Source organism: Zavarzinia sp. (genome assembly GCF_049306435.1).
Lineage (GTDB): Bacteria > Pseudomonadota > Alphaproteobacteria > Zavarziniales > Zavarziniaceae > Zavarzinia.
In genome coordinates this window covers 1-14,095 of record NZ_JBAQRT010000351.1, presented here as the reverse complement: position 1 = coordinate 14,095, position 14,095 = coordinate 1, and the positions used below count along the sequence as shown (strand labels likewise).

Below are 14,095 nucleotides of genomic sequence, written 5' to 3'. Positions count from 1 at the left end.
TAATGAAGCGGTTTCCGCCATTGGCGAGAGGGATGAGATGCGACCGATGCGCCCAGCGGGTCCCGTCAGGGCCGCCCTTCCGCCAGAGCCTCGCGGAAGCGTTCGGCATCGGTTCGCGCCGGCAGTTCGCGGTTGACCAGCCACAGCCCGAGCCCCACCAGCACGCCGCCGAGCCCTTGCAGCCAGCCGATGCCGGTATCGAGAACGGCCCAGGAAATCACCGTGGCGAACAGTGGCGCGAGGAACAGATAACCGCTCGACCGTGTCGCGCCGCCCTTCCGCAGGGCGATGAACCACAGGCCGAAGGACGCGGTGGAGCCCGGGATTGCCAGCCACAGGAACCACGCCCATTGCATCGGCGTTGTGCCCGCCGGCCATTCCTGGCCCCGGATCGCCGCGAAGAGAAGCAGCGCGACCGAACCCGAGAACATCTGCCAGAAGCTGAGGCTCCAGGCCGGCATGGGCAGGTTGCCGCGCTTGTTGACGATGGTCGATGTCGCCCAGGCCAGCGCCGAGCCAAGACCGATCAGCGCGCCGAGCAGGGCATTGTCGCCGCCGCCGACACCGCTCACCCCGATGGCCAGCGCCGCGCCGCACAGGCCCAGCACGAGGCCGGCCACGCGCACACCGTGCAGGGGCTCGCGCAGGAAGATTCGGCCGAGCAAGGCGACCCAGACCGGATTGGTGAACAGCAGGATCGCCGCGGTCGAGGCGGAGACATGCTCCATCGCCATGAACAGCAGGCCCATGGTCAGCGCCGTCTGCAACACGCCGATGAGGACCACCAGCGCCCAGCGCGACGGGCCGAGGCCCCTCGGAAACAGGTTCTTCCACAAGCCCCCCTCGGAGAGGGCCAGCAGCGGCAGCGTCGCCAGCGCCGCCAGCAGGAAACGCCAGCCCACCAGCAGGATCGCCGGCACGCCATGGATCAGCAGGATCTTGCCGGCGACGAAACTCGATCCCATCAGGAAGGTCGCCGCGACCAATATCGCGAGATAGGGAAGCCCGGTCCCCCGCATCACAGGGGCCGCCGCGCCGTGACGAATGCCTGCCTGCCCATCATGCCCCGTCCTCCCGATGTGTTCTTGGGTCAATGAACCCATCGGCGAGGCGGCGACACAACCGGTCCAAACGTCATGCCCGCATGTCGCGGGCGCAGGCGTCGATCCGTTATAGCGCCTGCACACGATCAATCCTCCCCCCTCGTCGTCCCGGCGCAGGCCGGGACCTTGTGACGAGAAGGCGCCCCAGCCGGCCAAAGATGCCGGCCTTCGCCGGCATGACGAGAGGGGAGAGAGCCCCTCGCCCTAGGACCGAAGGCCCGCGAGGGCGGAGCGCAGCATGGCCCCCGCGAGGCGCAGGCCCCGCAACCCGCGCTGGCGCAGGCCCCGGGCCGGCTGCGGCGCCTTGGCCGACAGAAGCTCGACGACATGCCAGACATCGCAGGGCAGGCCCGTCTCGGGATCGCAATAACGGGGATAGAGCAGCAGGGCACCCGCCACCAATTGGTCCAGCGTCAGCCGCCGTGTCCGGCGCGGCGTCTCGTGTCGGTCGTCGGTCAGGCCCCAGCCGGCATAAAAGGGCGAGCCGTAGGTGGTGACGGCAAGGCCGCGCGCCAGCGCCTCGAAACCGACGAGGGAGGTCATGGTATGGACCTCGTCGACCAGATCAAACAGACGCACCACGGATGTATCGACCACCACCTGATCGGCGAGGCCAAGGGCGACATCCCGGGGGATCGCCCCTTCCCGATTGCCGGCTTCGACATCGGGATGCGGCTTGTAGACGATGAAGGCCTCGGGCGCCGCCGCCCGCACGGCCTCGAGGAGGCCGAGGTTGCCGCCCACCCAGGGCGCGCCCAGGCGGACCGAGGCGTCGTCCTCCACCTGGCCGGGGACGAGGATGCGGCGCTGGCCGGGCTGCGCGCCGATGACGACATCCTGCGCCCGCCCGACGTTATATTTGGTCAGGCCCCGATCGACGATGGCCCGGCGCAGGCGCGCGGCGTCCGCCAGCACGCCCTCGTCGAAATTCGCGGTTTCCAGCAGGGTTTCGAGATCGCTCGGCCCGGTCGGGTCGAAATAGATGCCCTGGCGATCGACGACGAGGGAAGCCGCCGCGACATGGTCGGAGCCGAGCCCGACCGAGCGCAGGAAGCCATCCTCGATCCGCCACAGCGGGACGCCCGCATGGCGGCAGGCCTCGACCAGCCCCTCCGGCGCCCGCGCCGCCCAGACCGCGAGCCGGCCGCCGTCGCGTTTCGCCGTCTCGATCGCGCGGCCGACATCGGTCGCGAAACTGACCCGGCCCCAGCGGCTGGCGAGAAAGCGCCGCATCCTGGCGTGTTTCCAGGGGCGAAGGCCCATGACCACCGTATGTCCGGAGAATTCCGCGTCATTGCGCTTGATCCGCGCGATATGCCGGGCAACGCCGAGGGCCGTGCCGACCGGCCCGCCCAGTGGATCGAGATAGCGGCAGGCCCGGATATAGGCGGCGGCGACCACGGCGTCGAGATCAGGCCGCGCCACCCGCCAGGGGGCCGGCTGGCGGTCGTCGGTCAGGCCCCAGCCGGCATAGAACGGCAGGCCGAAGCAGGTGACCGGCACGCCCTGGATCAGCGCCTCCAGCCCGGCGAGGCTGGTCGCGACATAGACCCGCGCCGCCCGCGCCGCCAGCGACGGCCAGGATACCGCCCTTGATTCGAGCGGGATCCCCCGCGCCTTGGCTGCGTCGAGCAGGAAGCCCTCGCGCTTGCCGGCCAGGACATCGGGGTGAATCTTCACCCGCAGGTCCGCCCCCGGATTCTCGGCGATGGCGGCATCGAGCATGGCGAGAAAACGCGCGGCATCGACCCGCCCGCCGGCGATCGAGGCATCGCCCCGCGTCTGGTCGACGACAAGGACGAGCGGCCGGCCGCGGCCGGTGTCGTCGGCGGGGTCGAGATCGGGCGCGTCATTGTATTTGCCGATGAAATGCCGGCGCATCAGGGCCATCAGCTCGGCCGCGGCCTGGCGGTCGCCTTCGGGAATCGCCTGCCAGGCCTGCAGGTCCGCCTCGATCGCCGAGGCGGGTTCGGCCTCGTAATGGACACCCCGGTCGTCGAGCACGACGGAAAGCGGCGGCGTCCCCTCGACCCCGAGGCCGGCGGAGCGCAGGAAGCCATCCTCGACCGTGACGAACGGCAGGCCCCAGCGCGCGGCGGCCCGTATCGCCCGCCGCGCCGGCTTCTTGCGGCCCCAGCCGGCGACCGCCACGACCTCGGGCCCCGGGCGCTTCAACCCGCTCAACCAGACCGGACGGCCGACGGCCACGAGGAATCGGGCAAGGCCCCGCACCCGCCAGAACATGCCGATCGAGAGCACGCCGACGTGCCGACACGTCGCGGCGCTTTCTCCTGCTTCAGGCATGATCCCGTTTCCTCGTTACCCACACGCGCGAAAATAACCCACCCGGCCGGAACCAGGGGCGCTCAACTGTGTTCTGTGTAAGCCCCGTCACATCATCGTCAGTCAAATCATAGTAAACATGACGATGCGTCATGAGCGGCTTTGCAACAAATCGCCACGGCAACACTATTTTCGTGGCTTCATCGCCAGGCATCTTCGTAGACTGCATGTCCCAGCCGCACCATGGTAATGTCTGGCCCGATAATGGATCAAGCCCCGCGCAGCACCGACGCCCGTCCGGAAGGCGCTGACGCCGGACCGTCACCCGTGCCGCCGCGCAGCTATCTTTTCCTTCAGGGGCCGATCGGGCCGTTCTTCCTCAAGCTCGGCCTTGCCCTCAGGCGCCGTGGCCACAAGGTGGTGCGGGTCAATTTCAATGGCGGAGATCTTTACGACTGGCCCTGGCCCTGCGCCCGACTCTATCGCGGCGACGCCGCCGGATTTCCGGCCTGGGTCGGCGCGCTGGCCCGCCAGCACGAGATCACCGATATCGTCCTGATCGGCGACTGCCGGCCGCTTCATGCGGCGGCCTGCGAAACCCTGCGCGCCTGGCGCCCGGGCATCCGCGTCCATGTCTTCGAGGAAGGCTATCTGCGGCCCGACAACATCACCCTCGAACTCGACGGGGTGAATGCCAGTTCGTCGCTGCCGACCGATCCCGAGGAAATCCTGCGGTCGCCCGAGGCAATGATGCCGGTCATCGCGTCCGAACCCGTCGGGCCGCAAACCGCGATCATGGGCTGGCGCGCCACCATCGCCTATTTCTGTCTGTTCATGACGGGATGGCTGTTCCGCAAGTATCGCCACCATCGCGAGGCCGGCCCGCTGGCCGAATGGTGGTTCTGGGTCACGCGGCTGCTTGGCCGTCGCCGTCGCCTGGCGCGGGTCGCCCGCGAGGAGAAGGCGCTGCTGGCCTCGGGACAGGCTTTCTACCTCGCGCTGATGCAGTTGAACGCCGACAAGCAGATCGTCTTCCATTCGTCCTTTGGCTCCATGCGGGACTTCATGGCGGCGACCATCCGGTCTTTCGCCGACCATGCCCCGGCCGGCACCCTGCTGATCTTCAAGGGCCACCCGCTGGACAATGGACAGACACCCCATGCCCGCCATGCGCGGGATCTGGCCCGCGCGGCGGGTGTCGCCGACCGGGTGCACTTCCTTGACGGCGGCAATCTGACCGATCTGATCGGCGCCAGCCACGGCGTGATCACCATCAATTCCACCGCCGGCATCTCGGCCCTGCATCGCCGCGTGCCGCTCGTGGTGCTGGGTCGGGCGATCTACGACATGCCGGGCCTGACCCACCAGACCGGCCTCGACCGTTTCTGGACCGCGCCCGAACGGCCCGAGCGCGCCCTTTACATGGCCTGGCGCCAGGTTGTCGCCCTGCGCAGCCAGATCAATGGCGGCTTCTACAATGCGAGAGGCATGGCCCTGGCGCTGCCCGGCGCGCTGGAGCGACTGACGCGCGCGGCCCGGCCAAGGGCGGTACGGGCCAGCACGACCGACGCGCCGGCCCTGGCCCCGCAACCCGGCTCGCCGATCCAGGGCGGCAGTCCCGCCCCGTGCCCCGCCGACAGGCCGATCAGCGCTTCAGGAGGGACTTGAGCAGGGCCAGACCGCGCTTGCGGGGCTTGGTGTGATACATCGGCAGGGAAGCGATCAGCGGATGGCTGAACAGCCCGTCATTCCCGATGATGGCCAGGTCCAGCGGATCGACCGGCCCCGGAAAGACCTCGATCAGCCGGTCGCCATCGAAAGCCCTGGGCTCCCACGCCCGGTCGACGGCGGCGATGACATCCTCCCAGTCGGTCGGCTTGAGGCGGTGCTGGCGATAGGCCGGGATCCGCTCCACCCCGATACCGGAATAGAGATCGGCGATCCGCAGATCGACCTCCGCCTCGTCCACGGTCGGCAGGGTCAGCAGTCCGCTCGTGCCATTCCGTGGCGAGAAATAGAGGCAGGGAATGCCATAGCTCTCGGCGAAGACCATGCCGTGGAGGCTGGTCGAAATGATTCGCCGGCACGACAGGATTTCGTCCAGCTTGTCCTTCAAACCCGCCACCGAAACCGGCGTGACCGTATTGATCAGCCGCACCGATGAACCCAGCGAGGGCGGCACTTCATAGCGGCGATGGCGAGGGTTGGGATGCGCCTCGACCTCGCGATCCGCGAGATCGGACAGATGGATGATGACGCCCAGATCGTATTTCTTCTCGATCACGGGGCGGTAGAATCGCGGCAGCAACCAGACCGGATCGCCATGGACGCCCCGATGCCGGAACTCCGCCTTGTCGAGAATCTGGGCGGTGATCGGCCCCCTGGTCGCCGTGACACGATATTTCGTGCCGGGCGGGATCTCGAACAGCACGCGGTCCTTACCCGCGCTGGGGTTCCGATAGCGCGAAGCCCCGGAGCCCCAGACCGTCACCTCGCCATTGGTGAACAGATTGGCGATCGTGCCGACAGCGCAGATCCTCGGCTGCGGCGAATCGAAGAAGCAATGTTCGATCGGGCGGCCCGACACGCAAGCCACCATGACCGGGCTCAGGGCATCGCCGAGATTGAGATGATCGGCGGCGGTGGGCGCGGCAACCCAGCTGACTTTCAATGTTTCGGTCATCGTCCTTCGGGGCATGTGGCGAGATCCATTGGTAGAGCATGGCCCCCGCCCCTGTCCGCAAAAAAGAGTTGGGCCATATTCGACATTTTCGCGAACTCCATGCAAAAAAACATGAATTCGGCATCACCCCGGTATATGCCGATGCAAATCCCGCGGCCAATTTCCTTGCCCCCTATCGCCAAGCGAGGCGATGATCGGCTTGTGGGACGATTGCCGGGGGGCGGGCGCGGCCCGTTGAATCGATCAGCCGGGCATCCGCTGCGGGATGCCAGGCGACAGGGGAACAGACGTGACTTCACCTTCCACGCCGTCGTCGGCGCCCGCCATGCCGGTGAGCGGCACGATGGTCGCAGGACACGGCGGTGCACCGGGGACAATTCCGGGGCCCCTGTCCGGCATCCGAATCGGTGTCGACGGCTATAATCTGGCCCTCGCTCGCGGCACCGGCATCGCGACCTATGCCCGAGGCCTGACCCATTGCCTGCGCGACATGGGCTGCAAGGTCGATATTCTCTTCGGTCGCCGGGTCCAGCTGTCGCCCGAGCCCATTCTGCGCGAAATCGCCTTCATCGATCCCGATGGCGTGAAGCCCCGCCATCCGAAGCGCCAGCGCTTCGTCCAGGCCCTGACCTCGCCTTTCGGCTGCACGGCATCGATCATCGAAGTGCAGGGCCGCGTGATGGCGCGCGAGGTCGCGGCCAGCCTGCCGCATTTCGACCGGATCGCGGCGGTGCCCGATCTCGTCCACCGGGCCATGCGCCATTTCAATCGCTGGGGCCGTTTCCTGCGGGTGCGGATGGAAAACCCGCCCGCGATCATGCATTGGACCTATCCCCTGCCGATCCGCCTCGAAGGGGCGAGGAACATCTACACGCTGCACGATCTGGTGCCGCTGAAGCTGCCGTACCTGACGCTGGACGACAAAAAATACTACCACGCGCTGATCAGCCGATGCGTCGACAGCGCCAGCCACATCTGCACCGTCTCGACACGCTCCCGGGACGATATCCAGGAGATGTTCGGCGTTCCCGACGAGCGGATATCGGTCACCTACCAGTCGGTGGTCCTGCCCGAAATCAGCATCGGCCAGGACCCGGCCCAATCCCATCGCCTCGTCGCGGACGTCTACGGTTTTCCCTGGCAGGGCTATTTCCTGTTCTTCGGCGCGATCGAGCCCAAGAAAAACCTGCGCCGCCTGATCGAGGCGACGCTGAAGGCCTGCCCATCGCGCCCGCTCGTCATCGTCGGCGATGCGGCCTGGAAGGCCCTGGACGAGAGCAATTTCCTCGCCGACTACGAACGGGAAATCGCGCTGACCGGCGCGCCGCGCCGCCTGCTCAAATTCAGCTATGTGCCGATGGAGCATCTGGTCGCCCTGGTGCGCGGTGCCCGGGCGGTGCTGTTCCCCTCGCTTTACGAAGGTTTCGGCCTGCCCATCATCGAGGCGATGGCGATGGGGACGCCCGTCCTGACCTCGACCGAGGGCTCCATGCCGGAAATCGCCGGCGATGCCGCCCTGCTGGTCGATCCCTATGATATCGAAGCGATGGCGCGGGCCATCGCCGCGCTCGACACGGATGATTCCCTGACCGCCGCCCTCGCGGCGCGCGGACCGGAACAGGCCAGGCGTTTCGGCGTTCAACCTTATATTGAACGGTTGGAACTCATGTATTCGAAGGTCCTGGGCCAATTGCCCGGCTGAATGTGGTAGATCGGTTTCATGGCCAAGATCCTTCTCGACATATCCCGTCTCGCCGGCCGCGATCGTGACCGGCCGCCATCGGGGATCGACCGGATGGAATACGCCTATCTCTGCCACTTCCTGAACCAGCCCAAGCAGCGCGTCGGCTTCTTCAGCATCCGTGGCAACAAGTTTCGCCGCCTGACCTGGGAAAACGCCATCGCGAAACGGGACGAGATCGCCGCCGACTGGATCGATCGGGTCGACCCCGACCTGCATCGCCGGCTGCGCCGCTTCTCGCCCCTGATGGATCGCTTCGTCCGGGCCGGCGAGCGGCTGATGGGCGAAACCGTGCTGCCCGTGCCGGACGTGCAGGGCAAGACCATGTTCAAGCGCGGCACGCCGTCGTCGATCCTTCTGTCCGTCTCCCATGGCGGCATCGACAAGACCGACCTGTGGGTGAATCTGAAGCAGCGGCTGAATGCCCGGCTGGCGGTCTATCTCCACGACCTCATCCCCTATCATCACCCCGAGTTTTCCCGTGCCGGGGAAGATCGGCGTCATCTGGCCCGTCTGGCGACCATGATCAGCACCGCCGATCTGGTGCTGACGAATTCCCATGTCACCGCGCGGGAATTCAAGGCGTTCTGCGCCCAGCAGGACCAGACACCGCCACCCGTCAAGGTGCTGCCCCTCGGCGTCGCCCCGCTGTTCCGCGAGACCTCGCCCCTGCCACCCGACGAGGAGGTGCCGTGGTTCATCATGATCGGCACGATCGAGCCCCGGAAGAATCACTACCTGCTGCTCACCCTGTGGCGCCGCCTGCACACCCTTCTTGGCGACAAGACGCCCAAGCTGATCCTGGTCGGTCGCCGGGGCTGGGAAATCGAAGGTACCGAGCGTTTCCTCGACCGCTGCACCGACCTCAAGGACTGCGTGGTCGAATTGCCCAGCCTGTCGGATTCGCAGCTGTCCGAATTGCTGCGCCGCTCGCGGGCGCTGCTTTTCCCCTCCTTCACCGAGGGCTATGGCCTGCCGATCGCGGAGGCGCTGACCGTCGGCGTGCCGGTCATCTGTTCGGACATTCCAGCCTTTCGCGAAGTCGGCGGCGATATTCCCGATTTCATCGATCCGCTGGACGGTCCCCGCTGGATGGAAGCCATCCTGGACTATTCTTCCGCCCAGTCGGCGGCCCGCCAGGCCCAGATCGAACGCATCCGGGCTTACCATCCGCCGACCTGGGAGCGGCATTTCGCCATGCTCGAGGCTTCGCTGGCCCGCCACTGCAGCCTCGATGCGCCCGCTCAGCCCCTCGCGTCCGGAACCGCTCTGACGGCGGAGGCGCTGGCGCGGCCACCCGGCGACTGAGCCTCCCGACAACAACCGGCGGCGGGTCGCGACGCCTTTTCACCCCTTCGGTAGATATCGCGGCGTTGCCGGCAAATCAGGGCTGTATAGCCAGCGGCGCCCACAAGAGACACCCGCAAGTTTTTCTGGAACGACGGCTGGAATTTAGCATGTGCAACATGCCATTATCCGGCACGTCAAAGGCCACACGGGGGCGTGTGCTCGAAACACGGGCTAAGGGTTGGAGCAAATCATGAAGGAGCCTAAGGGATCATCGGCCAATGTCGCGATCATCTGCCCATCGGTGGGCAAGAGCTGCGGTATTGCCCGATACTCTCATTATGTCGCGCTCTCGCTGAAGAAGCTGGGCATGGCGACGACGCTCATGCGCTCGTCAACGGAACTTTTCGTCGGCGATCCCGACGCACCGGCCTATGATTTCATCCTGGTTCAGCACGAATACGGCCTGTTCGACAATCTCTCACCGCTAGGGACAGGCGAGACGACCTCGACCCTGGTCGGCAATGTCGAGCGCTATCTGGCGGCGCATGAAGGGGCCCGCGCGGCCATCATCATGCACACGGTGGTGTTGACCGACCACGTGCTGAACATCATGAACCAGTGCCTGTTCAATTCGTCGATCCCGGTGATCAACCTGAACAGCCGGGGCTGCTACGAGCTCGCGATCCCGCATCTCGAGCACGGCGTCTTCGTCTACGAAGATGGCCAGACCACGACCTCCAAGAGCAAGTCCGGCGGCAACCTGCGCCGCGACCGGCCGACGGTCGGCAGCTTCGGCCTGTTGTCGCCGAACAAGAAGCCGACCCTGATCATCGACATCTGCGAACGCGCCCAGGCCAATTTCATCGGCAATTTCGCGACGACGAGCCGCACCGCCGCGCGCGAGCTGCTCGACTATGCCGAACGGATGAAGGTGCCGGCCACGGTCTTCACCGATTTCTGCGAGGAGAAGGATCTCCTCGACCGACTCGCCCCGATGGATTTCGGCGTCGTCACCCAGGAACCCATCGCCCATTGGGCGACCTCGGGCTCGATCCGCTTCCTGTTCAATTTCGGCGTGCCGATCCTCGTGCCCTATGGCCCGCAGTTCGAGGACTGCGGTGAAGGCGTGATCTTCGCCCATCAGGACGAGATGCATTTCCGCATCGACGAACTCTTCGCCAGCCCCGACAGTTACGAACTCGCCTGCGAGCGCAGCAAGGCCTTCGCCCGCAAATACGAGATGTCGAAGGTCTACGAGAAATTCCTGAACATGCTGGCGACAACGCCGCCCTCGGCCCTGACCGGCTATCGCATGAGGAATTTCCGCGATCAGCGTCGCTCCCTGACCATGGTCGACCTCATGCTCGCCGCGGGCCAGCGGGAAGGCCAGGCCGTCGAGGCGGCTGAACAGGCCGTGTTGTCGGCCTGCGGCGGCGAAGGGGAGGCTTCGGCCGCGCTGCAGGGGGCGATCGATACCCAGATCGCGTCCACGCCGCTGCGCTTCGCCATCGCCTGCGAGGGGCTGATCACGCCTTACCTCTTGCCCGCCGACCGACTGAACCTGCTCGCCTCGTGCTCGACATTGCCGAGCAACCTGTATCAGGTGGAACGTTTCCTGTCCCATGACGACAGCCTGTCGCCCCTGGTCCGCCGCGAGTCCCTGCGGGACATCCAGGGCATCCAGCGCGAGTACCACGACGTCGTCTCGAACAAGATCTTCTCGGCCAGCGTGACCGGCAAGCTGGTCAAGCAGTTGTTCCCCGAGACCTACGCCAAGACCGATCGCGACACGGTGCAGAACCTGCGCCGGCTGATGCAGGACTATATCGACCGCATCGGCTTCCGTGGCACATCGGGCAAGGCGCCGGTGCGCCTGCCGGTGATGCTGATCATCCCGGCGGCCAAGATGCTCTCCTATCTCAGCCGGGTCGGTGGACTCTCGGGCGCCGATATCATCGGTCTCGTCCAGGCCCTGGGCCTGCCCGACGACGTGTTCGACAATCGACTGTCGTGGGTCGAAGCCGCGGCGAAATACATCACCGAGAAGACCGATACCCCGGTTTCGGCCTCTATCGGCAATCCGACCGAATTTCAGACGCGTTATCGCGCCTTCAAGGCCGAGTTCGCGATGATGTCGGACGAACAGTTCTTCTATTCGGCCATCGCCCTGTTCTTCAAGACCCAGCCGCCGCGCGCCCGTCTTGACGACATCTGCCACGCGATGGAGCACAAGACCCGGACCGAGACGCTGCTGTTCATTTCGCAGCAGCCCGAGGCGACCCTGTTCCAGAGCGCGATCGTCGACATCGACGGCGACGCCTCGCACGAGGATCTGACCAAGCCGGTCCTGATCAAGAAGATCATCGACGAGTTCTTCCTTACCCAGAATAGCTCGTTCGACACCGTAGTCTCGGAGCAGAATTTCTACCAGACCGCCCGCTTCTGGTTGTTCGGCACCATGCGCTCGGGCATGGGCAACGACCTGTTCCGCGAGAAGAAGACCCTCGGCCTGAAAGACCGCCTGAAGGCCAAGGCGGCGGAATTGGTCGAGCCCATGTGGCTGCCGGACGAACTGGTCCCCGGCCTGATACAGGCGATCAGCGGCCCCGACGCCAAGTCGGCGCTGACCCTCCTGTTCGGCGGCCCGATCGATCAGACGGTGATCGCGGCGGTTTCCGAGAATGCCTCGGCGATCAAGACCCTGTTCGATCTCAACCTCGTGCTCAACGCCACGCTCGGCACGGTCACCGAACTCAACGTCCAGCCCGAGCCCTGGAGCAAGACCGCGGGCCAGATGCCTGCGCGCTCGCGCACCGGCACGATGACTCCATTCCAGGAAAGCCAGGTCGGCACGAAGTCGATGGCGATCTTCGACCCGTCGGCCGTGGGTGAACTCAGCGTCGTCGGCCTGCCCGATCGCATCTGGGTCAACGCCTGGAATTCGATCTCGCGCTTCTCGGGCGCCAAGGTCGCCGGCCCGGCCGAATTCCGCCGCGTCTCGCCCTGGACCATCGCGATCGACCAATTGACCGAGGACGACGAGATCGACTTCGTCATCGTCCACAAGGGCCAGATCGATACGATGCAGAAATGGCTGAAGGATGAGATCGCCAAGAAAATGCATCCCTACTTCGCCAACGAAGTGTTCATCGTTTTCAGCAAGCCGGAAGTGACGCCGCTGTTCTTCGACGAAGTCCATGTGCGTGTCGCGCGAGAGTTGCTGTCCCAGCGCAAGAACAAGGGCATCGCCAAGGGGTTGGGCAAGCTGCTGACCCGCTGACCCTCTCCGGGTCCGCCCGTTCGACAGGAAAAACGCCGCAGGAGTCGAACTCCTGCGGCGTTTCAGTGTTGATGTCGATGTAGCGACAGACGGAGAGACCCATGTCCCGGGAAGCGTTCATTGCCGCCAATCGCTTCGGTCTCGGCCCCCGGCCCGGCGAATTGTCCGCGCTTTCCGGCGATCCGCGCGGCGCCCTGTTCGAACAGTTGAAATCGGGTCCCGTCCCGACCGATCTGCCGGGCACAGCGGGTGCGCTCGATGTCGCCGGCTCCCGCAAGGCGATGATGGCCGAGGGCAAGATGGACGCCAATGACGACGGCCGGCCCGACAATCCCGTGCGCGAACTTTACCTGCGGGAAGTCACGGCCCGGTTCGACCGCTGTGTCGCCAGCACGGCGCCCTTGCATGACCGGCTGGTGCTGTTCTGGTCCAATCATTTCACCGTCTCGGTCGCGCGCAGCGGCGTCGTGCCGCTGGCCGGCGTGTTCGAGCGCGAGGCGATCGCGCCCCATGTCACCGGCCGCTTCGAGGATCTGCTGACAGCGGCGACCCTGCATCCCGCCATGCTGACCTATCTCGACCAATATCGCTCGGTCGGCCCGAACTCGAAGGTCGGGCAGCGCAAGGATGCCGGCCTCAACGAGAACCTGGGGCGCGAAGTTCTGGAGCTGCACACGCTTGGCGCAGGCGGCGGCTATGGTCAGGGTGATGTGATCGCCCTCGCCCGCATCCTCACCGGCTGGTCCGTGGTTACCGGCGGTGGCGACACGTCGAAACGCTTCGGCTTCGATCCCAACCGCCACGAGCCGGGCGACAAGACATTGGTCGGCACCCGGATCCGCGAAGGCGGCGAACAGGAAACCCGCGATGCCCTCGCCATGCTGGCGCGTCATCCGTCCACGGCGAAACATCTCGCGACCAAACTGGTCCGCCATTTCGTCGCCGATGATCCGCCGGCCGCCGCGGTGGATGCCATCGCCGCCGTCTATCTGAAGAGCGATGGCGACCTCGGCGCCGTCACCAGGGCCGTGATCGGCCTTGACGCCGCCTGGGCCGACCCGCTCGCCAAGATGAAAACCCCGTGGGAGCTGACCGTCGCCATGGCCAGGGCGCTGGGGGGCGAGGCCGCCGCGATCGATGGCCCCTTGCTGTTCCGCCGCCTGCGCGGCCTTGGTCAGGCGCCCTTCGGCGCCCCCTCCCCCGCCGGCTGGCCGGATCGCTCGACCGACTGGCTGGGTCCCGATGCCCTGATGCGGCGGATCGACCTCGGCGCCGACATCGCCAACAAGGCGGGGGCTCGCCTCGATCTCGCGGCCCTGCTCGATGGCACCATCGCCCCCGTGCTGACGCCGGCCAAGACCCAGTTCATCAAGGGCGCCGGCGACCGCGCCTCGGGCATCGCCATGATCTTCGCCTCCCCCGAATTCCAGCAGAGGTGACCCCGATGATCTCCGCCCTGAATCGCCGTGGCCTGTTGCAGGGCCTGCTCGGCGCCGGCCTGCTCGCCTCGGTTCCGCGCTTTGCCTATGCGAAGACGCCGGACGACCGCCGCTTCATCTTCATCATCCTGCGCGGCGGCATGGATGGCCTCGCCGCCGTGCCGCCGGTCGGCGACAAGGATTACGTTGCCCTGCGCGGCCCGCTCGCGATCGCCGCCCCGGGCCAGGCGGACGGTGCCCTGCCGCTCGACGACCGCTTCGGCCTGCACCCCGCCC

Annotated in this window: 9 protein-coding genes; 6 read left to right on the top strand and 3 right to left on the bottom strand. The window is 66.3% G+C overall.

Going from position 1 to position 14,095, the window contains the following annotated elements; translation table 11 throughout:
- Positions 1-65: 65 nt before the first annotated feature.
- Positions 66-1,019 carry a DMT family transporter gene (locus WAZ62_RS20385; RefSeq protein WP_422645374.1) on the bottom strand — a complete coding sequence of 318 codons (954 nt, stop codon included), beginning with the start codon at positions 1,017-1,019 and terminating at the stop codon, positions 66-68.
- A gap of 288 nt (positions 1,020-1,307) precedes the next feature.
- Positions 1,308-3,407, bottom strand: coding sequence for a capsular polysaccharide biosynthesis protein (locus WAZ62_RS20380; RefSeq protein ID WP_422645373.1), 2,100 nt, complete (start codon positions 3,405-3,407; stop codon positions 1,308-1,310).
- A gap of 243 nt (positions 3,408-3,650) precedes the next feature.
- Here WAZ62_RS20380 and WAZ62_RS20375 point away from each other — a divergent pair, with 243 nt between their 5' ends.
- Positions 3,651-5,054, top strand: coding sequence for a capsule biosynthesis protein (locus WAZ62_RS20375; protein ID WP_422645372.1), 1,404 nt, complete (start codon positions 3,651-3,653; stop codon positions 5,052-5,054).
- On the opposite strand, the gene WAZ62_RS20370 is transcribed toward WAZ62_RS20375, so the two are convergent.
- Positions 5,032-6,069, bottom strand: a complete 1,038-nt coding sequence (locus tag WAZ62_RS20370) for a polysaccharide pyruvyl transferase family protein (RefSeq protein WP_422645371.1) — start codon at positions 6,067-6,069, stop codon at positions 5,032-5,034. The two genes, WAZ62_RS20375 and WAZ62_RS20370, sit on opposite strands and share 23 nt — an antisense overlap.
- Positions 6,070-6,358: 289 nt before the next feature.
- On the opposite strand from WAZ62_RS20370, the gene WAZ62_RS20365 reads away from it, so the two are divergent.
- From WAZ62_RS20365 to WAZ62_RS20345, 5 genes are all read left to right on the top strand, one after another.
- On the top strand, positions 6,359-7,771 hold the full coding sequence (locus WAZ62_RS20365; protein WP_422645370.1) for a glycosyltransferase family 4 protein: 1,413 nt from the start codon (positions 6,359-6,361) through the stop codon (positions 7,769-7,771).
- A gap of 18 nt (positions 7,772-7,789) precedes the next feature.
- Positions 7,790-9,118 (top strand): glycosyltransferase family 4 protein, encoded by a 1,329-nt coding sequence (locus tag WAZ62_RS20360; protein WP_422645369.1) that lies wholly within the window; start codon positions 7,790-7,792, stop codon positions 9,116-9,118.
- Between the two features lie 232 nt (positions 9,119-9,350).
- Positions 9,351-12,380 carry a hypothetical protein gene (locus WAZ62_RS20355; protein ID WP_422645368.1) on the top strand — a complete coding sequence of 1,010 codons (3,030 nt, stop codon included), beginning with the start codon at positions 9,351-9,353 and terminating at the stop codon, positions 12,378-12,380.
- Positions 12,381-12,481: 101 nt separating this feature from the next.
- Positions 12,482-13,819 (top strand): DUF1800 domain-containing protein, encoded by a 1,338-nt coding sequence (locus WAZ62_RS20350; RefSeq protein WP_422645367.1) that lies wholly within the window; start codon positions 12,482-12,484, stop codon positions 13,817-13,819.
- A 5-nt stretch (positions 13,820-13,824) separates the two neighbouring features.
- Positions 13,825-14,095, top strand: a 271-nt coding sequence (locus WAZ62_RS20345) for a hypothetical protein (RefSeq protein ID WP_422645366.1), incomplete at its 3' end; no start/stop codon positions are given.